Here is an 18,221-nt window from a genome sequence, read left to right on the forward strand (position 1 = left end):
TTTAAATTTAACTGCTAAGCCACCAAATAAATGAAATGGCCAGCATCACACCGGATATAGCTGCCAGCCCCTTCAGCCAGCCAGGCACGGCAGCAGAGCGTTTCGTCTCCTTCTGTCGAAGCAGCCCTCTCCACAAAGCGGCTGCCGCCTCTGTATTGGCAAAGCTCCCTGCAAACGCCTGGCTCAGCCAAGCAGAAACCGGCTTTAGAGTTTGGCTTTCGTTGACAAGCTGCATAAGATCGGCTGCCGAACGGTTTTGCGGAAGCAGCTGCTTGGATAGCTGCATCAGCTTCCTGGGCTCTATCAGCTGGATGCACAGCACGCCAAACGAAAATAAATCATAGGCGCTGTCAGCCGACCTTGAGCCTGCATTCCAATACCCGCGATCATAAATTTCAGTGAATTGACGTATGCTCTTGCCCATTTCAGTAGCACCGCCAAAATCAACAAGCTCTACATGGCCATAATCCGACACCATTATATTTTCAGCCTTCAAATCGCCAAATATCCAGCCTGCTGCATGAAGCTTGCTTAATTTGTTAAGCAAGTTGAGCGCTACTAAAGGGAACCACTCTACGCCTTGCTGCAGCAAATAATCAGCTGCCGTTACACCGCGCACATAGCGCATAATGTAAAATGGATACTCTTTGCCGTCAGGGGCAAACAGGTCATCCACGTCAACCAGCTGAGTCCCGAGTCCTGATTGCTTATCGGCCAGCGACTTGAGCACATTGATCTCTGACTGCAGATCGATAGAATCAAAGCCCAGCTTCAGAGCAAACCAATCGCGATCGCGCTGAACTAAATAAACTTTACCATTAGCGCCCTCGCCAAGCAATCTGTCGACACGATACCTCGCTTGTTTCCATTTGCCGATTATTGTAGTGCCGCGGCGCAGCTCCAAATTAAACGACGTAGTCACCCATCATCCCATCCGTTTCATGTCCGCTTTTACGCCTTGCGTCATTTTGCTCATAAAACTGAATGACCTGTATAATGGCAGGTCCAGTCGGCGTTGTTCCACTGAGCGGCAATTTAGGAAATATTGAACGCACACCATTCAAATGCTCGGTGAAATCCATATCCATCACACAATCGGCACCATATTTGGAGCTTGGGAAATGAAACACAGCAATTTCGCTTTTTCCCTGGCGCGCCTGCAGGCTGAGCATAAGATCATGTATAGCTTCCTCTACAGCTGCCAGCTTTGGCTTCATACTAGCGCTTGCATCTATTAGAAGGGCTACCTGCAGCTTGGAGGTTTCGCCAAGCTCGTCGATAACGCGCACAACCTCACTGCGCTTTTCTGGAGGCAGCGCTTCGATGGAGCTGTTCCCCAGCACCTGCTGCAGCTCCTTCTGTACGGCCTGCTGAATGGTCTGGACTACCGTCTTTCGGGTCATCATCTGCACGGTTTGTGCTAATTGGCGGGTATGAACAAGTCTGCTAAGCCCTCCTCCCGCTCTAGCAATCTCTTCAATCTCGGCTGCTCCAAGCTCGCCGATATCCCCATCATCGAGCACGCCTACTACATTTACCGATATCCCTTCGGCATTGGCATGAGCAGCAGCGACTATTGGACTAATGCCTACATTTGAACATCCGTCTGTAATTAATAATATTTGCCTCATAATACTGCCTTCCTCCTCCTAGCCCTATAGCTTCCAGCAGCTATAGCATATTGAAAAGCTTTCTATCAGCTTTTCCTTTTGTAAGAGGAGTTAAACAGCTAGATTCGTTATTTATGTATGATATTGCACTTATTTAGTAAATCCTATCATATGTTCTATGAAAAATCTTTATATATAAATAATATCCTTTCTTCGGGAATGAAAAAAACACTCTCTTGAACAGCTTTGGTCCCTCCCACAACCAATTTCATTCAAAAGAGTGCTTTATATGAGTCAAAACTTATATTAATAAATGGTATATTTTTAACTGACTGTCCTAGGTCTTTCTACTCTGGCCATGCCAGGCCAGCGCAGCGATGTCCATTCCGGCAAATGCTTATCGATTCGAGTCACTAATACCGTCATATCATCCAAAATATCTCCTTCATGATGGCGCACGACTGTTTCCAGCAGCATATCTGCCATTTCCTGCGGATCATCCGTCTTCATTTCACTAATAATCCGTTTCATCCACATTTCTTTATTGACAGCATGGCCTGGTGCATCATATATGCCATCACTCATCATGACCAGCGTGTCGCCAGGAAGAAGCTGCATGGAAACAAAATCCACATCGATTTCCTGTAAAATGCCAATAGGCAGATTGCCGGCGGCAACCGGAATAACTTCTGTCCCCCTTTTTATAAAGCTCGGTGTCGAGCCGATTTTCATAAAAGTAGTTTGAGCTGTGTATAAGTCCATAATGGCCAAATCAACCGTAGCAAACACTTCATCGGAAGAGCGCAGCAATAAAACGGAATTTACAGATTTCACTGCGAGCTTCTCGTCCATGCCTGACTGCAATAGCTGCTGCAAAATAGACAGCGCTGCGCTGCTTTCTTGGCGGGCGCGTTCACCGTTGCCCATACCATCGCTAATGGCTACAGCAAATTTGCCATTGCTGAGCTCCACTAGGCTAAAGCTGTCGCCTGACAGCAAATCTCCTCCTTTGGCGGCGCCTGCTACGCCTGTCTCCACTTCATACTGCTTGGCTGAACCGAAGGTTACCAAGTGCGGATCGCCGCTCTTCTCGGGGAGCTGCTCATGCTTTACAGCAATATGCTCTCCCAAAATGTCGCTAAGCAGCGGCGCGATAATTTTTCTGCATTCATCAAACCCCTTCCCAAAAGTATGGTAAACCTCAATATCTACATTTCCCTCCTCAAGATTGACAATATTAATGCCTTGAATGGACAAGCCTAATCCTTCCACCGCCTCTCTAATTTGTTCCTCTTGCAAATGAAGCGTCTGTCCCTCCCTTTTAATTTCTTTTGACAAATCCTCCATAATGAGCGAAACACCTAGCAGCTGATCCGTTACTAATTGACGAGAATCATATAATTGTTTTTTCCAGCGCATATGATGCTGATAAAGCTCGTACTGATGGCGCATAACCGTAGCCACCTGCCCTGCCTTTAGACAATGGCTTGTCCAGCTGCGCGGCATATCTCCTCCCGTAGACAATTTGCCTGCTTGAACGGCTTCTATCATTTCTGTAACCATTTTGTGCGTATGAAAATATTTTTTGTTCCAGCACGCCTGCTGGCGATGGCAGCTAGCACAGCTTTGCGCAGCAACCGCATTCATAAAATGCTCCAATTCATCCTCCTTTGTCGGCTTAGTTGCTTCGCTGCCGCTAAACTGGCCGAAGCTGCGCGATAATTGACGAAACACTTCTGAAAACTGAGAGACTCGATTGGCAGTAACATCCCGTACACGCTTGGCATATTCATGCTGGGATTTCACATGCTCATTCGTTCCCGGGACATAACGGGAGATGGTTCGAATAATGCTTCTTGGGGTAAGCAATAACAAAACTGCAGCTGCAACAGATTCCCACGTTGAGTTCATCACATCCGCTTGTGAACCGATATAAACGGTTAAAATAGAAGTGCCGAGCAGCATTCCGAATGCCGTGGCCATTTTGCCGCCTTCACGCAGCAAGCCAGCCAGCAGGCCTGCGAATGCAAGCATGCTCATCTGCACAACAGCGCCAAAATTTGCAAGGCTTAATATTAATCCTGCAACCACACCGACTGAAGCACCGAGCGGAGCACCGCCCGCCATTGCGAACAATAGAAGCATATAACGGGACATCACATGCTCTGCTGACATGCCATACAGCGTCCAGCCAACCGCCCCTGTCATTACTGAAGCCAGCAAAATCATGACGCATATAATTTCCTCATGCCGCAGCGTAGCTGTTTTCTTGCTCATGGTCAGCACCGGTAAAGCATGAATAAATACTAAAGTAAGCACAAACGCTAACGCCGCTTCAACAAGCACCATGGTAAAGGCATACCAGCTAAGTGATTCATGAATTAATGCGCTGAACAGCTGCACAAGCAGCGTCGCTGCAAAAACAAGGATAGGCGCAGTAGACAGCTCCGCCTTCTCGTAAGCCTCCAGTCCACGCAGCATAAGAAAAAGCACGATAATTTCCATCGCAATCCATAACGGCGAAGGCTCTACTGCCAAAAAGCTGCCTGCTACCAATGCTACTGCAATCCAGCCATAAATATCCTTGCGCAAAAAATAGATAACGGCAAAGTAGGCGATTGCAAAAGGCATTAACGAATCCAGTATAACGGCCCTGCCCAGCAATAAAGCTATACCAATAAGCAGAAACGTCCATTTTCTGGACCAGATAGCGTTAGAGCTGCGTGTAATGGCAAGGCGGGCTGCTTTGCTTTGCATCCGTATCCAGTCTCTGCCCTTTAGATTCGGAAAAACTAAAACATTTCCTTTCTTCACTTCCAGACACCACCATTTCCGAATAGATTGTGTCCTTCATTATAGAGGCCTGTCCTTATAAAGTTTGTCAAACAAACAGAGCAGCAGCAAAAAAATTTCCGACAAATGCCACCGGCTCAAAACAGCTTGTCGTAACCTACAAAAAGCCAGTGTTTGCAAGGGATTAATCCTTGCCAGAGCAAGTCTTTGCCGGGCTTCATTCAACAAAATTAGTGTGTAGCGCTTACAATAGTATAGTGAAAACACGTAGGAAGCTGTCGTTAATGGCAGAGGTTTAGTGGAATTTTTTTGGAATATTTTTTATTGTCGGCAAATACGACAATCAAAAATACAGATAAAATAAAAAAAAGCAGGAACCGGTTAAGGTCCTGCTGTTAGTATCCTTGTAATAATGCTTACATGCGTTTAGCTCCGCGCCCGCCGCGCTTGCCTTCTGTGTTCTTCTTAAGCGAAGAAATTCTTTCTTCACTGTCTTTTAAAAAGCGAGACATTTTATCCTCGAATGACGGTTTGCCGAATGACGGTCTGCCAGACGACTGCTTGTTGAAGGGACGTCCACCACGATCCTGGCCTCCGCGGTTAAATCTTTCTCCACCGCCAGCTCCAGCTCCAACACCGCCAGTTCGCTCTCGCGCTGGTGACGGCTGCTGTCCTTCAGGCCGGTCAACGGCTTGCTTAATGGATAATCCGATCTTTCCGTCCTTATCAACGTTGATCACCTTAACTTTAACAACGTCATCAATCTTGAGGTGATCCTTAACGTCTTTAACGTAGTTATCGGCAATCTCCGAAATGTGAACTAGACCTGTGACACCTCCCGACAAGTCGACAAATGCCCCAAAATGCGTAATACCAGTCACTTTTCCTTCTAACTTGGCGCCCACTTCAATTGCCATAAAATAAAATGTTCCTCTCCAAAAAATTTTTTACTTCTATCGTGATTATAACCGAATCTCTGAAACAGAGCAACAGACGTTCACCCTAACCTGCCAGTATTAATCACTAAAAATTTGCTGTTCGCCTTCTTTTACCATTCCTTGCTCTTTCGTTGCCAATTGTGCTATATATTCCGGATCATTTAATCGCTCGACATGTTTTTGCAATGCTTCACTTTCAGCAATTGCCGCTTCCACTTGCTTCTGCAAGGCCAAAAGCTTATTACTGGTCTCTACCTGCTGCTGGTATTGGCCGAATAACGTATAGCCCGCCCAACCCATAAATAGGACGATAAACATGAACCATATTTTAAAACGGCGTTTTGTAGCTTTGTTCACGGATACTTTCTTTTCTGCTACTGCGGGTACCATTAACGTTATTTCCTCCTCAACCAGTTATTCAGCCGGGATTTCCAAGATAGAACCAGACTGACAAGCTTGCTTGATGCGCAGGCTTGTTTCCATGTTTGCCACTTCGGTACGATTGCGCGCACGATTGGTCGCCAAATAGGCTTTAGCAGCCACGCAAGCAATTTACCAAAGGGTCGCAACAATTGTAACACAAGTTTAAACAGGAAAATAGTGATTGCAGACCCAATTCCTATTACGAATTTTAATACATTATACAAAAATAGGGTAGGTTTTACAATAATTAACTCAAGTGTTCGAATACCGATCCGAATAAGCGTTCGAACCGCACGAATAAGCCAACGAACAACTGCAACAACAACACGATTAAACAGCCAATAATAAATGAGCACGCCTAAAGCTAGTCCAAGAAATACGTACGCCCGCACCTCGCCGTTGTTGCTAGCGTACAGCATTCGAAAGACAACAAGCGCCGCTGCAATCCAATACATGATGTCTAGAAACGGCAGCCACCAGCGCGGGAACTTAAGCTCATTGGACACTACGCGATAGCCGTCAAATACAGCTCCCATTCCAAGGCCCGCGGTCAGCATTGCGGCTATGGTAAGCCACTGGATCGTAAGCGTCACTTAAATATTTTACCCAGCAGCCCTTTGGACTTGCTTGCTCCTGCAGAGTCTTTATAGGCGAGTGAATGAACATAGCCTTCGATAATAACAATGCCCTGCTCAAGGCTCAAATGCTTCATATGCAAGTTTTGCCCTTGTATGGACAGGTAACCCAAATTTGTCTCCAACAAAAATTGCTCGCTGTCAAAGCTCTCCACATTCATTACGCCTGTAAGCTCAAGCACCTTGCGATTGATCATTTTCACTTCCTGCTGCTTTAGCCCTTTATTGGATTCCGCCATAGACTCGTCCCCCGCTTAATTCATATTACTTCATCCTATGGACAGGAGGGCGATCTTAGAACTAAAAACAGAAACAATTGCAGGATTAGGCCATGTGTGCCGCTCGTCTTATTAAAATTATTAAAAAAAAATCTGCCCGCTGTGTGGACAGATTGTTAGCTTAGTTATTCCAGTCGAACTCCGGCTCACGTTGCCTCTGTTCTTCCTTGATAACTGTATAAAGTTCTCCTGCTTCATCCTTACGAGTCGTTTCGGCCAAACGCTCAATACGTACCGTTACCATCTTCTGTCCGTACTGAATCTCAAGCTCATCGCCTACCTTAACCGTAGAGCTTGGTTTAGCCTCTTTGCCATTGATCCAAATACGGCCCTGCTCAGAAACTTCCTTCGCAACAGTACGTCGTTTGATCAGCCTGGAGACTTTAAGGAATTTGTCGAGACGCATAAATTACTTGATCGCTTCTTTCAGCTTGTTGCCAGCCTTGAATGCAGGAACCTTGGACTCAGGAATTTCGATTTCTTTGCCTGTTTGCGGGTTGCGGCCGATACGACCAGCGCGAGTGCGAGTTTCAAAAGTACCGAAGCCGATTAGCTGTACTTTATCTCCGCCAGCAAGTGCATCTGTTACTTCACCTAGAAAACCGTTAAGTACTGCTTCAACATCACGTTTTGTCAAACCGCTTTTCTCAGCAATATTGTTAATCAAATCTGTTTTGTTCATCATTCATATCCTCCTATATTTGCGTACAATGATTGATGGCTGGCTTGAGAGCCTAGCCAAGCTATGAGTTTTTTATTCTTTCTGAAGAATACATATTCTGCTCGCAACTTTAAATTCCTGCTAGTCTACTAATTTTTTTTGTTGATTGTGTAGGATTAAAGCGAATTATGACATTTCATAGTCAATTATCTTGATTTTGCCTCCTCCCACAAGCGATCCATCTCTAGTAAATCAGTTTGGTCAAAAGTTTTTCCTTTTATACCAAGCTGCTCTTCTATATATTGAAATCTATCAATAAATTTGCGGTTTGTGCGAGTGAGCGCCTCCTCTGGATCGGCCTTGATGAAGCGCGAAGCGTTTACTACGGCAAATAACAGGTCGCCAAGCTCACCGGCCTGCTCCTCAGGGTCCTTGCTGGCAATAGCTTCCCGAAGCTCTGACAGCTCTTCCTCTATTTTGGCCAGAACAGAATCAATTTCACTCCAGTCAAAGCCAACCTTTGCCGCTTTTTTCTGCAGCTTGTATGCCTTCATCAAAGCAGGCAGATCCGGCGGAATTCCATCCAGCTGAGATTGCCGCTTTGTCCCTTTGCGCTTATGCTCCTCTTTTTTCATTTCCTCCCAGTTGCCAAGCGCTTCTTCGGCATTGCCTGCTTGCTGCTCGCCAAAAACATGCGGATGACGGAATACAAGCTTTTCGCTCAAAGCCTCGACAACGTCATAGATGGTAAAGGTGCCCTGCTCCTCTTCCATCTGGCTATGAAGCATAAGCTGCAGCAGAACATCGCCAAACTCTTCAACCATGCTGTCCGGATCATCATTATCCAACGCTTCAAGCGCTTCGTACAGCTCTTCAATAAAGTTTTTGCGAATAGATTGATGGGTTTGCTCCTGGTCCCAAGGACAGCCGTCTGGGCTGCGCAATATAGCAACAATCTCATGCAGCCGTTCAAGCGTGCGGTTGCGTAAATCAGGATTGTCTGAACGGGGAACATATACAAGCGACAGATTGCCGTATCCGTCAAGCCGGTCAATTTCAAAAAGCGGTGCTCGTACAATTTGTTCATCTCCAGCTACGCCAAGCGCGTGGCAAACATAGACCTCAAAATCATCGGGATAGCGTTCCATTAAGGCTAGCTTAACATCGGATGCTGTGTATGCATCGTAGACCTGTCCGATAATCGTATGCAGCTGCGGCTGCAGCAGTGCGATTGGAAGCTCTGAGGCGTCCAGCAAAGCAAAGCCTTCGATAGGATCTATGCCAAGTCTGACAAATGCTTGGTCAAGGAAGCTTTCGCCGCCCATAATGTTAAGTTCAATCGATTGATTGTGGCATCGCTCGCGCAGCAGCTGCACCGTTCGCTCTGCCACCATAGGGTGGCCAGGCACAGCATAGACTATATTTGCCGCAGCATTATTATTGCTCGCTGCAGCTATTAGCTGGCCGGCTATCGCTTCATACACATCAGGAAAAGATTCATGCTGCTCGTAGATATCGTCAAAAGAACGATAAGCCACCCCTTCAGCATCGAGCAAGGTCATAACGGGATGATCCTTGGTTCTTATGTATAGCTCAGTAGCTGATTGCAGCTTCCTCCAAATACCGAGCGTTAACTGATCAGGATGGCCTGACCCAAGACCAACTACTGTAATTTGTGCTGTAGACATATCTATGCCTCCTTCGGCATCAGTTCTTTTTATTGTAGCGATTAACGCTTTGATTGCCAACGCTTTATCCTGCTCAGCAGCTTGCCGCTAATGCCGAGAAGCTTCCATTCAGCTTGTCCAATAAAAGACGTTTTTAATATCGCCGCCAAAAATATAATACCGCCAGCAGCCACGCCTGTAATCGACACTATGGCCGCTAACAGCCGCGCAGACACTACCGAGCCTATCATGCTGCTTATAAGCCATTGCATGCCTGTTACTGCTCCCCCCATTATTACAAGCCCCATAACCGCAGCTGCAGCCGAGGAAGTGAAAAAAGAACGGCGCTTATTATTGGTTTTGTTTCCGCCATAAGTTGCCCTGTTAAGCTTCATGCAGGCCATAACCAATCCGATAGCCGCAGCTGCCGATAGAGCGGCCAGTCCGGCAAATGCAGCCCCTACAATGCCAAAGCGTGATGTAAAAATAAGATTGAGCGCACCCTTCGTGCAAGCTGCTGTAAGCAGCAGCAGTGCAGGCGCCTGAATCGCTCCCAGCACCTGCAATAAGGGTGAGACAGCGGCTAATATGCAGCTCGCAAACGCGGTGCATCCTATAATCGCAAATACGTCTGTACCGCTGCTGTTGGCATAAAGCATTATATTGATTGGTTTTGCAAGCAGCAGCAAGCCTACTGCAGCTGCCGCCCCAATCAGCGAAGAGATGCGAATAATTATATGCACGCTGTGGTGAAGCGTTTTTTTATCAGCCAGCAATACGAGCCGCGGCACCAAAGCGCCGGCAGCTGCACCGGCTATCATAACAACGAGCTGCACCAAAGGCAGCGCCCGGCTGTAAATGCCGAATTGCGCCATAGCTGCATCTTCCGCAGCTCCGCCGGCCTGCAGCATTCTGGGAATGGTAAAAGCATCGACTACACCCATTGCCGGGACAACCGCCGCACCAAGCACTGCGGGCAGAGCAACAGCGAACAGCTTTTTTGCTGCCAAGGCTGCATCTCGCAGTCCAAATATGGAGCTGCGCTCGGCAGTTTCCGTGTGCTTTGTGCGAGCAAAGACTGCCAGAAGCAGCAATGCCGCAACCGCACCGGCTGCAGAACCATTCATGACAGCCGCTGTCAACGATGCTGCCTCCCAGCTTGCGGACAAGCTCCAAAATAAGACCGCAACCATAACCGCAACGCGTATCAGTTGTTCTATCACCTGCGAAGCTGCCGATAAGGCCATTCGATCCATAGCCTGTATATATCCCCGCAAAGCAGCTACAAGAGGTACAACAGCGAGCGCCGCTGACAAGCTGCGCAGCGAGCTTGCTGCAGCGCGATCCCCCATCCAGTATGCAATAGGATCAGCTAGCAGCCATAAGCAAAGCGCTGCAGCGGCTCCCATTACGCCTAGCGTTACAAGCGCAGTATACAGAGTTCCTCTAATCTGATTGCTGGCAGCGCCTTCTTGAAGCTGCTGCGCAATTACAATGGATATAGCAGCCGGCAAGCCTGCAGTCGCCAGCACAGTCAACAGCTGATATAAAGGGTAAACCGCATTATAGATGCCGAAAACACGATCCCCTGCCAAGTTTTGCAAAGGTATCTTTTGCAGCACGCCGATTAATTTCGTAAGCAGGGCAGCGCCCGCCAGCACAGCAGCCCCGCGCAGACCGATAGCTTGCAAATGCCCATCCTTATGCCGCCCAGCCATCTCCTCACCTCAGCTCTACTAGCTAGCGCATATCTTGAGGCTGTCGATTCATTGTGGAAAGGCATCGACACACTCATCTGATTCGACACTTGTCTGCTGTCTATTATACATTATCTTGTATGCCCGGTGACAAGTCAGAACAAGCCTGACAATGCTTCCTTTTTATTGACCTAAAATCCAAAAACAGCTCTTTGTCCGACATATGCTGTCGCTCAAAGAGCTGTATCCAATGCAATTTTATTGTTCCATTTGTTTGGCTAGGAAGCCTGCGGCGGTTTCCGCAATTTTAATTTCCAGCTGCCCCATTTGAACGCCTTCTTCCTTGCTGAGCATTACGACTGTGCCGATTGGATCTCCGCCAGCGATAATAGGAGCAACAATAAATGAAGTATAGTTATCGTGGCCATCCTTAATAATTTCAGATGTTCCAGCTGTGCTTTCAGATACTGTGCGACGGTTTTCCATACAAGCCTCAAGCGTAGAGCCGATCTGCTTATCCAGCAATTCCTTTTTCGATGCGCCAGCTACTGTAATAATACTGTCCCTGTCGCTGATCAACGTTATATGTCCAGTGCTTTCAAATAAAGATTCTGCGTATTCCTTCGCAAAATCGCCAAGCTCGCCAATTGGAGAATACTTTTTTAAAATAACTTCTCCATCACGGTCTACAAATATTTCCAGGGGATCTCCCTCACGTATGCGCAGTGTTCGACGAATTTCCTTCGGGATAACTACTCGTCCAAGATCATCGATGCGGCGTACGATACCAGTTGCTTTCATAGTCTTGTTGCCCCGCTTTCACCAAAAAATTTTAATTAATGTTATGGAATACACATAGTGGTAATAATGTGTCACCGATGAGTCAATTTCATACTAGTGCTGCTTATTAATTGTTACCCATTGAAATTGCCTCAGATACAACATTTTTGAAACTAGCCATAGTATTCTTCGATTCCCAATTTCTTATGCATGCCGCTTCCAGCTTAATCAGCAACAAAAAACGAGCCCAGGAAAGCTTTCCCAGGCTCAAATCATTAAGATTCTTTATCGTGCTGCTGCTGTTTTTTTAATCGTCCAGCCTTGCTTAATGCTTCTCGCAGCAAATATTCAATATGACCGTTTACGCTGCGAAATTCATCCGCAGCCCATTGCTCCAATGCCCGATGAAGGTCCGGATCAAGACGGAGTGGAAATGCTTTTTTTTGTTTGCTCATCACAAATCCTCTAGCCGTAGAGCGATCCTGTATTAATTACCGGCGTCGCTGCCCGATCCGAAACAATTGACACCATCAAATTGTTAATCATTGCCGCTTTACGTTCAGCATCCAGTTCTACTCCGTTTGCCTCCAGCTGCTTAAGAGCAGCATCCACCATGCCTACAGCACCTTCAACGATTTTCTGACGGGCAGATACGATCGCGATCGCCTGCTGCCGCTGCAGCATTGCACTTGCAATTTCAGGCGCATAGGCCAAATGCGTCAGTCTTGTTTCAAGCATTTGTACACCTGCAACGTCTAGACGCTTCTGCAGCTCCAGCAGCAGCTCTGCGGCAACTTCATCGGCATTGCCGCGCAAGGAAATTTTGGATTCATCCGTAAAGGTGTCATAAGGATACTGCGCTGCGATATGACGCAGTGCCGTTTCACTTTGAATACCTACAAACTTTTCATATTGGTCCACGTCAAAAGTAGCTTTAGCCGTATCTGTAACCTTATAAACAACTACTGCGCCTATTTCAATAGGGTTGCCTTCTGCATCATTCACCTTCAAGGTTTGGCTATTAAAGTTACGCACCTTCAACGATACATTTGTCTTATTGGTAAACGGCAGTACCATCCATAATCCGCTTTCGCTAATTGTCCCTGTATAAGTTCCGAAGAAAGTAATGACTTTAGCCTGATTAGGCTGCACTATGACTATCGAAGTAAAACAAACTATAGATAACAATACGAGTACGATACCTATTGGAACGAAGGACACCGGCAAGGCTTCTGTGATCGCGGTATACAACGTTAGAAACACTCCGCCCAGCAGCGCTACAAGCGCAACTAACAGGGCAAGATATCCGCTTACGTACCATGCTTTTTTCTCTCTCATCATCGCCATCACTCCATATCTTTTTGATATATTTATGATATCACTTTTTACAAATATAAGCAATTGTTTTTTCACAATCGTTTGTAAAGAACAAACGATGCGGCGCTATTGGCGGTGCGGTCATCCATGACCGTTAGAATCAAAAAGCAGTCTTTTTGTTGCATAAGCAGATACTTATGATCATATTAGAGGATAATGGTAAAACGCCCCCTATAATCAACTGCCATAATTGCCTAACGGTTGCCACAGAGGCTATTTCGATTATTTTAGCTCATTCGAAAATGTAATGGTTGTCATGAACGCTATTGTACCTTTCTCGAGCAAAATCAGTGCTTTTTGGGAAATTAAGCACAATGACAACCGTTAGAAAATTTAAACCACCGTTTTTGCACGAATAGCGTTTATGGCAACCCTTAGAAGTTCATCACTGCTCAGAATACTCTGCGACGAAGTAAGTGAACCGGGCTTCAGTAATGGATCGCCGGTTTCACCAGTTACTTCAAGGCTTACCTGCTAAACTTCACAACCTAGGCTTAGTCGCACTTTCCTAGATTTTAAAAAAAGCCCTCAGGAAAATTTATCCTAAGGGCTCTTTCACAATATTTCTCCTGCAAAAGGAGCGGTCTCTTACTTAGCAGGTGTTTCGGAAGCTTCCGGGCTAGCTTTTGGGCTAGCCTCTGGACTTGTCTCCGGGCTTGCCTCTGGACTTGTCTCTGGGCTTTCACCTGGGCTTTCACCTGGGCTAGGCTCAGGCTGCGGCAATGTAATCTTGATATTGAGCTTTTCCATTTCTTCATCGAGGAATTTCTCCAGATGAGCATAAGCCGCTGAATCCTTAACTTGTGCCTTCTGAGACTCGCTTAGCTTATCAAGCGCCGTTACATCACGCTTCTCCACTTTAATAATATGGTAGCCGTACTCTGTTTTCACAGGCTCGCCAATTACACCGATCTCCTGTTTAAAAGCAGCTTGCTTGAACGGCTCAACCCAGCCGCTTGCATCTGTATCTGCATACAATCCGCCTTTTTCCTTGGAGCCGCCATCATCAGAGTATTCTTTTGCAAGCTTGTCCCAATCCTCATTGGCCAGCAATTTTTCTTTTGCTTCATTCACGCGCTTTAGCGCTTCCTCATCCGTGCGAACTTCCTTCTGCTCGCCCGTTTGCTGGTTTATTTCGACTGTATTAACTAAAATATGGCGTACTGTCGAAATTGCAAAGTTAGGCTGTAAAGTTTCGTAAGCCTTTTGCATATCCTCATCGGTTACCAAAGAATTCATATGTGTAACAAGCACGGCAGTAAGCATCAAAAACGTAGCCATATCGTCATCCGACACTTTTTTATCTTTTACCAGCTTGTTAAAATCTTTATTCTCTTTTTTAAGATCTTTAAATTGCTTAAGCTGATCCGTTACAAGCTCTTTAGCTTTTGTCATCGTGTCAGCTGTCGCTTTTGTTCCAATCACTTTATAAGAAACATATTGCTCCAAAATCATTTCCTGAAACTGCGGAATTTGAAAAATTGCTTCTGACTCGGGCTGCGCTAAACCAAGCAAAGCAAGATACTTATCAAATTCAGTTTGTGTTACTTGTCCGCCCTCATAGGTAGCGACAACTTCGCCTTTGTCTACCCCTTTAAACTGCAAAGAATAATCTCCCTTTTTGTTATTACCGCAGCCCGCCACAATCGTCATGACAAGCATTGCTGCAATAACGAGCAGCGCGCTTTTGCGCCATCCCGATTTGCGTGTTTTCAGCAACATGTATAGTCCCCTTTCAAAATATAAACTTGGTTTCATTGTAACAGAAACCTATCTCTAAATGCGAATTTCTCTATGGGGTAGCCTTTTGCAAGGAAGGCTTTACCACAATCAGCTCTGCGTACTCGGTCAAAAATTTCTCGCAATAATGGAGCTTTTGCTCCATATTAAGCCCCTTGCCCCGCAGCAGCAATGTACGCGGCTCTTCTGTTTCCGCACTTTGCTTGAAACGATTTTCATACTTCAAGCAAAGCTTATCCACTTTTTTGCGATCAATCCTATAATTCGTTTTCTCCGCAAATTTAATGCTCAAATCATCAGCACGCTGACTGATTTGCTCTATGCCAAGCTGTGCACCAAACACCTTTAGTCTGGCAACCGACATTAAATTCAATACAGCCTGCGGCAAATCTCCAAAGCGGTCGATTAGCTCGTCAACCATATCATCGGCTTCCTGGAACGTGCTGATAACGGATACTTTCTTGTAGATTTCTATTTTTTGAATGCTGTCGTAAATATACTCGGAAGGCAGATAAGCATCTACGCTTAAATCAACTAAAGTAACAGTCGGCTTTTCTTCCACGACTTGCTCGCCGCCCATCTCAGCCTTGCGTTTTGCGATTTCTTCCGCCAGCATTTGGGAATACATTTCAAAGCCGACTGATGCGATAAAACCGTGCTGCTCAGCACCAAGCAAATTGCCGGCGCCTCTAATGGACAAATCCCGCATTGCGATTTTAAAGCCTGAACCCAGCTCTGTAAACTCCTTAATTGACTGCAGCCTCTTTTCCGCTACCTCCGTTAACACCTTGTCACGCTGGTAGGTGAAATAGGCATATGCAATCCGATTGGAACGGCCTACCCTGCCGCGCAGCTGATAAAGCTGGGACAAGCCCATTTTATCCGCATCATGAACGATCAGTGTATTGACGTTAGGGATATCTACCCCTGTCTCGATTATGCTTGTGCTTACGAGCACATCGGATTCGCCGTCAAGGAAATCCAAAATGGTTTTCTCCAGCTCCTGCTCAGACATCTGGCCATGGCCTACTGCAACCTTGGCGTCGGGAACAAGCGCATTAATATGCTCTGCCATTTGATAGATGCCCTGCACACGATTGTACAGGTAGTATACCTGCCCGCCTCTCGCCAGCTCGCGCTCAATCGCTTCACGAACGAGTGCAGGACTATGCTCAACGACATAGGTTTGAACAGGAAAGCGGTTCTCAGGAGGCGTCTCAATAACCGACAGATCTCGAACGCCAAGCATAGACATATGAAGCGTCCGCGGAATTGGCGTAGCTGTAAGCGTCAATACATCGACATTCGTTTTTAATTTTTTCAGCTTCTCCTTATGTGAAACGCCGAAACGCTGCTCCTCATCGACAATGAGCAAGCCGAGCGATTTAAATATAATATCTTGCGACAGCAGCCTATGCGTTCCGATGACTACGTCAACACTGCCGTTTTTCAAGCCTTTAATCGTTTCATTCTGCTCCTTGCGCGAACGGAAACGGCTTAATACCTGTACATTGATCGGATACCCTGCAAATCTTTCTCTAAAGGTCTCGTAATGCTGCTGAGCCAATATTGTCGTCGGCACCAGCACAGCGACCTGCTTGCTGTCCATCGTCGATTTAAAGGCAGCCCGAACGGCAACCTCTGTCTTGCCGTAGCCTACGTCCCCGCACAGCAATCGGTCCATCGGCTGGTTTTTTTCCATATCACGCTTAATTTCTTCAATCGCTCGCAGCTGGTCGCGCGTCTCATCATAGGGAAACATCGCCTCAAACTCCTGCTGGTACGAGGAATCCTTGCTAAACCCATAGCCGGGCGCAGACTGGCGCTCCGCATACAGCTTAATCAAATCATCAGCAATATCCTGTACGGAGGCGCGTGCCTTGGTCTTGGCTTTCGTCCACTCCGCACCGCCAAGCTTGCTGATCTTCGGTTCCCGCTCCTCAGAGCCAACATATTTTTGTATTAAATCTACTTGATCTATCGGTACTGAAAGCTTATCCCCGCCAGCATATACGATATGCAAATAATCGCGATGAATGCCAGCAATCTCAAGAGTGCCGATCCCGACATATTTGCCGATGCCATGATTCTGATGGACGACATAATCGCCCACCTTAAGCTCCGTATAGCTTTTGATTCTCTCTGCATTGTCCAATCTCTTGTCTATGCGTCTAGCTTTTCTCTGCTTCTGAGAGAACATCTCGCCTTCTGTAATAACAACAAGCTGAGAGGAGGGCAGCTCAAAGCCTTGCTGAAGATTTCCTTCCAGCAATATAGGAGCCTCAATATCATAATCATCAAGTACACGGCGCATCCGTTCCATGCGCTCAGCATTGCCTGCCAGCATCATAATGCTTGAACCGACCTTTTTCCAGCGCTCCATCTCCGTCTTGAGCAAGTTCATTTGCCCGTGGAAATTTTGCATGGAACGGCTAGTCATATTCAATATATTTTGCGGCTGCGTATGCGGAATTTGCCTTAAGAAAAGCGACAGGAACAACGTAGGGAATGGACGATGATACAATACCTCATCCGAGCTGCGCGCAATTGTAAACGTTGGCAGAGATTTGCCGGTGGACAGCAAGTGGGTTGCCCATTCCGCTTCATCTCTCTCAAGCTGCTTGGCTGTCTCTAGCAGACGCGTAGGCTCTTCAAGCACTAGCAATGTATCCTGTGCCATATAATCCATAATGGTCTGGCGCTCCGGATATAATAAAGTTATATATTTATAAATTTCAGAGAAATAGGTGTGCTCTCTCAGCTTCTCCAGCTCTCCGCCGATTTCTGCCCGCAATCTTTCCTTGGCTGTGCGATCGGTCATTTTGTCCAATTGACGATCCAGCATATGCTGTGCTTGGCTAGCCGCCGCTTCCATTCTCGCTTCATCCGCTACTATTTCCTGACATGGGGTAATAGCCAGCTCCTCCAATTGAGCAAGCGAGCGCTGGTCTGCTGGATCAAAGCTGCGGATAGAATCAATTTCATCACCAAACCACTCAACCCGATAAGCCTGACTTGCCGTCAGCGGATAGAAATCGACAATACCGCCCCGCACGCTAAGCTCTCCCTTAGCTTCTACGCGATCCGATCGCGTATATCCCAAGGAAGTCATGCGGCGCAGGAAAGCCTCTATAGCAAGGTCGTCTTTTACACGTATCGAAAACTGAGCATCAGTAAAGGCGCTGCGAATAGGCAAATAACGCTGAACCCCCGCATAAGGGGCTACAACGATCCCTCTAAAGCCTTGAGACAGCTTAGTCAAAGCTTCTATTCGCTGTGCCAGCGTTTCAGGGCTGGAAATAGCCGATTCAGCTGCGAGCAGTTCATTGGCAGGATAGAGCAGCACCTCGTCAGGCGAGAGGCATTCTTGCAAATCCTCAGCAATTTTTTGTGCAGAAAACATATTATGTGTAATGACTAATATAGGTCGATCAATTTCTCTTTTGAGTGCTGCAATAAGCACTTGGCGGGAAGAGCCTGCCAGGCCGGACACCATCTGTTCTCGCATTCCTTTTTGAATCCCGGTCAATAAGCTTTGAACATCTGCGTCCGCAACAAAAGCATTCATTAGCGCTTTCAATGCAAGCGTCACCTCTTTTCTTTTGAAAACCAAAATATGGCT

At 46.6% G+C, this 18,221-nt stretch carries 16 protein-coding genes; all 16 read right to left on the reverse strand.

Annotated elements, in window-relative coordinates:
* Positions 1–7 precede the first annotated feature (7 nt).
* A complete protein-coding gene (locus V1L65_RS22035; RefSeq protein ID WP_331701413.1) occupies positions 8–922 on the reverse strand; it encodes a serine/threonine protein kinase in 915 nt (304 codons plus the stop codon).
* On the reverse strand, positions 906–1,631 hold the full coding sequence (locus V1L65_RS22040) for a vWA domain-containing protein (RefSeq protein ID WP_331701414.1): 726 nt from the start codon (positions 1,629–1,631) through the stop codon (positions 906–908). The genes V1L65_RS22035 and V1L65_RS22040 overlap by 17 nt, the downstream gene beginning before the upstream one ends.
* Positions 1,632–1,934: 303 nt before the next feature.
* Positions 1,935–4,367 (reverse strand): stage II sporulation protein E, encoded by a 2,433-nt coding sequence (spoIIE, locus tag V1L65_RS22045; RefSeq protein ID WP_331701456.1) that lies wholly within the window; start codon positions 4,365–4,367, stop codon positions 1,935–1,937.
* Positions 4,368–4,819: 452 nt separating this feature from the next.
* Positions 4,820–5,320, reverse strand: a complete 501-nt coding sequence (locus tag V1L65_RS22050) for a S1 domain-containing RNA-binding protein (protein ID WP_331701415.1) — start codon at positions 5,318–5,320, stop codon at positions 4,820–4,822.
* Between the two features lie 99 nt (positions 5,321–5,419).
* Positions 5,420–5,731: an FtsB family cell division protein gene (locus V1L65_RS22055; RefSeq protein WP_331701417.1), complete on the reverse strand. Its 312-nt coding sequence runs from the start codon at positions 5,729–5,731 to the stop codon at positions 5,420–5,422.
* Positions 5,732–5,736: 5 nt separating this feature from the next.
* The gene (yabQ, locus tag V1L65_RS22060) at positions 5,737–6,357 is read right to left on the reverse strand and encodes a spore cortex biosynthesis protein YabQ (RefSeq protein WP_331701418.1); all 621 of its coding nucleotides are present in this window, start codon (positions 6,355–6,357) and stop codon (positions 5,737–5,739) included.
* Positions 6,354–6,638, reverse strand: a complete 285-nt coding sequence (gene yabP, locus V1L65_RS22065; protein WP_331701419.1) for a sporulation protein YabP — start codon at positions 6,636–6,638, stop codon at positions 6,354–6,356. Before yabP ends, yabQ begins: the two co-directional genes overlap by 4 nt.
* A gap of 160 nt (positions 6,639–6,798) precedes the next feature.
* Positions 6,799–7,083, reverse strand: coding sequence for an RNA-binding S4 domain-containing protein (locus tag V1L65_RS22070; protein WP_331701420.1), 285 nt, complete (start codon positions 7,081–7,083; stop codon positions 6,799–6,801).
* Positions 7,084–7,086: 3 nt separating this feature from the next.
* Complete coding sequence (locus V1L65_RS22075) at positions 7,087–7,359, reverse strand: HU family DNA-binding protein (protein WP_331701457.1); 273 nt, start codon at positions 7,357–7,359, stop codon at positions 7,087–7,089.
* Positions 7,360–7,544: 185 nt separating this feature from the next.
* Positions 7,545–9,026: a nucleoside triphosphate pyrophosphohydrolase gene (gene mazG / locus V1L65_RS22080; RefSeq protein ID WP_331701421.1), complete on the reverse strand. Its 1,482-nt coding sequence runs from the start codon at positions 9,024–9,026 to the stop codon at positions 7,545–7,547.
* Between the two features lie 41 nt (positions 9,027–9,067).
* Positions 9,068–10,723, reverse strand: a complete 1,656-nt coding sequence (locus V1L65_RS22085; protein WP_331701422.1) for an oligosaccharide flippase family protein — start codon at positions 10,721–10,723, stop codon at positions 9,068–9,070.
* A 237-nt stretch (positions 10,724–10,960) separates the two neighbouring features.
* Positions 10,961–11,503: a stage V sporulation protein T gene (spoVT, locus tag V1L65_RS22090; protein ID WP_331701424.1), complete on the reverse strand. Its 543-nt coding sequence runs from the start codon at positions 11,501–11,503 to the stop codon at positions 10,961–10,963.
* A gap of 254 nt (positions 11,504–11,757) precedes the next feature.
* Entirely contained in the window at positions 11,758–11,937 is a 180-nt protein-coding gene (locus V1L65_RS22095) for a toxin-antitoxin system HicB family antitoxin (protein ID WP_331701425.1), read from the reverse strand.
* A gap of 10 nt (positions 11,938–11,947) precedes the next feature.
* On the reverse strand, positions 11,948–12,820 hold the full coding sequence (locus V1L65_RS22100) for an SPFH domain-containing protein (protein WP_331701458.1): 873 nt from the start codon (positions 12,818–12,820) through the stop codon (positions 11,948–11,950).
* Positions 12,821–13,447: 627 nt separating this feature from the next.
* On the reverse strand, positions 13,448–14,581 hold the full coding sequence (locus V1L65_RS22105) for a peptidylprolyl isomerase (protein ID WP_331701426.1): 1,134 nt from the start codon (positions 14,579–14,581) through the stop codon (positions 13,448–13,450).
* Between the two features lie 70 nt (positions 14,582–14,651).
* Positions 14,652–18,167 (reverse strand): transcription-repair coupling factor, encoded by a 3,516-nt coding sequence (gene mfd, locus V1L65_RS22110; protein WP_331701459.1) that lies wholly within the window; start codon positions 18,165–18,167, stop codon positions 14,652–14,654.
* Positions 18,168–18,221: the final 54 nt, after the last annotated feature.

Source organism: Paenibacillus sp. IITD108 (genome assembly GCF_036541265.1).
Classification (GTDB): domain Bacteria; phylum Bacillota; class Bacilli; order Paenibacillales; family Paenibacillaceae; genus Pristimantibacillus.

Bases quoted from the DNA above. Each gene is read 5' to 3' on its own strand.
- V1L65_RS22100 (WP_331701458.1), bottom strand. From the start codon at position 12,820: ATGAGAGAGAAAAAAGCATGGTACGTAAGCGGATATCTTGCCCTGTTA.
- V1L65_RS22040 (WP_331701414.1), bottom strand. From the start codon at position 1,631: ATGAGGCAAATATTATTAATTACAGACGGATGTTCAAATGTAGGCATT.
- V1L65_RS22095 (WP_331701425.1), bottom strand. From the start codon at position 11,937: ATGAGCAAACAAAAAAAAGCATTTCCACTCCGTCTTGATCCGGACCTT.
- V1L65_RS22050 (WP_331701415.1), bottom strand. From the start codon at position 5,320: ATGGCAATTGAAGTGGGCGCCAAGTTAGAAGGAAAAGTGACTGGTATT.
- V1L65_RS22070 (WP_331701420.1), bottom strand. From the start codon at position 7,083: ATGCGTCTCGACAAATTCCTTAAAGTCTCCAGGCTGATCAAACGACGT.
- mfd (WP_331701459.1), bottom strand. From the start codon at position 18,167: ATGAATGCTTTTGTTGCGGACGCAGATGTTCAAAGCTTATTGACCGGG.
- spoIIE (WP_331701456.1), bottom strand. From the start codon at position 4,367: ATGCAAAGCAAAGCAGCCCGCCTTGCCATTACACGCAGCTCTAACGCT.
- V1L65_RS22055 (WP_331701417.1), bottom strand. From the start codon at position 5,731: ATGGTACCCGCAGTAGCAGAAAAGAAAGTATCCGTGAACAAAGCTACA.
- spoVT (WP_331701424.1), bottom strand. From the start codon at position 11,503: ATGAAAGCAACTGGTATCGTACGCCGCATCGATGATCTTGGACGAGTA.
- V1L65_RS22105 (WP_331701426.1), bottom strand. From the start codon at position 14,581: ATGTTGCTGAAAACACGCAAATCGGGATGGCGCAAAAGCGCGCTGCTC.
- V1L65_RS22075 (WP_331701457.1), bottom strand. From the start codon at position 7,359: ATGAACAAAACAGATTTGATTAACAATATTGCTGAGAAAAGCGGTTTG.
- yabP (WP_331701419.1), bottom strand. From the start codon at position 6,638: ATGGCGGAATCCAATAAAGGGCTAAAGCAGCAGGAAGTGAAAATGATC.
- V1L65_RS22085 (WP_331701422.1), bottom strand. From the start codon at position 10,723: ATGGCTGGGCGGCATAAGGATGGGCATTTGCAAGCTATCGGTCTGCGC.
- mazG (WP_331701421.1), bottom strand. From the start codon at position 9,026: ATGTCTACAGCACAAATTACAGTAGTTGGTCTTGGGTCAGGCCATCCT.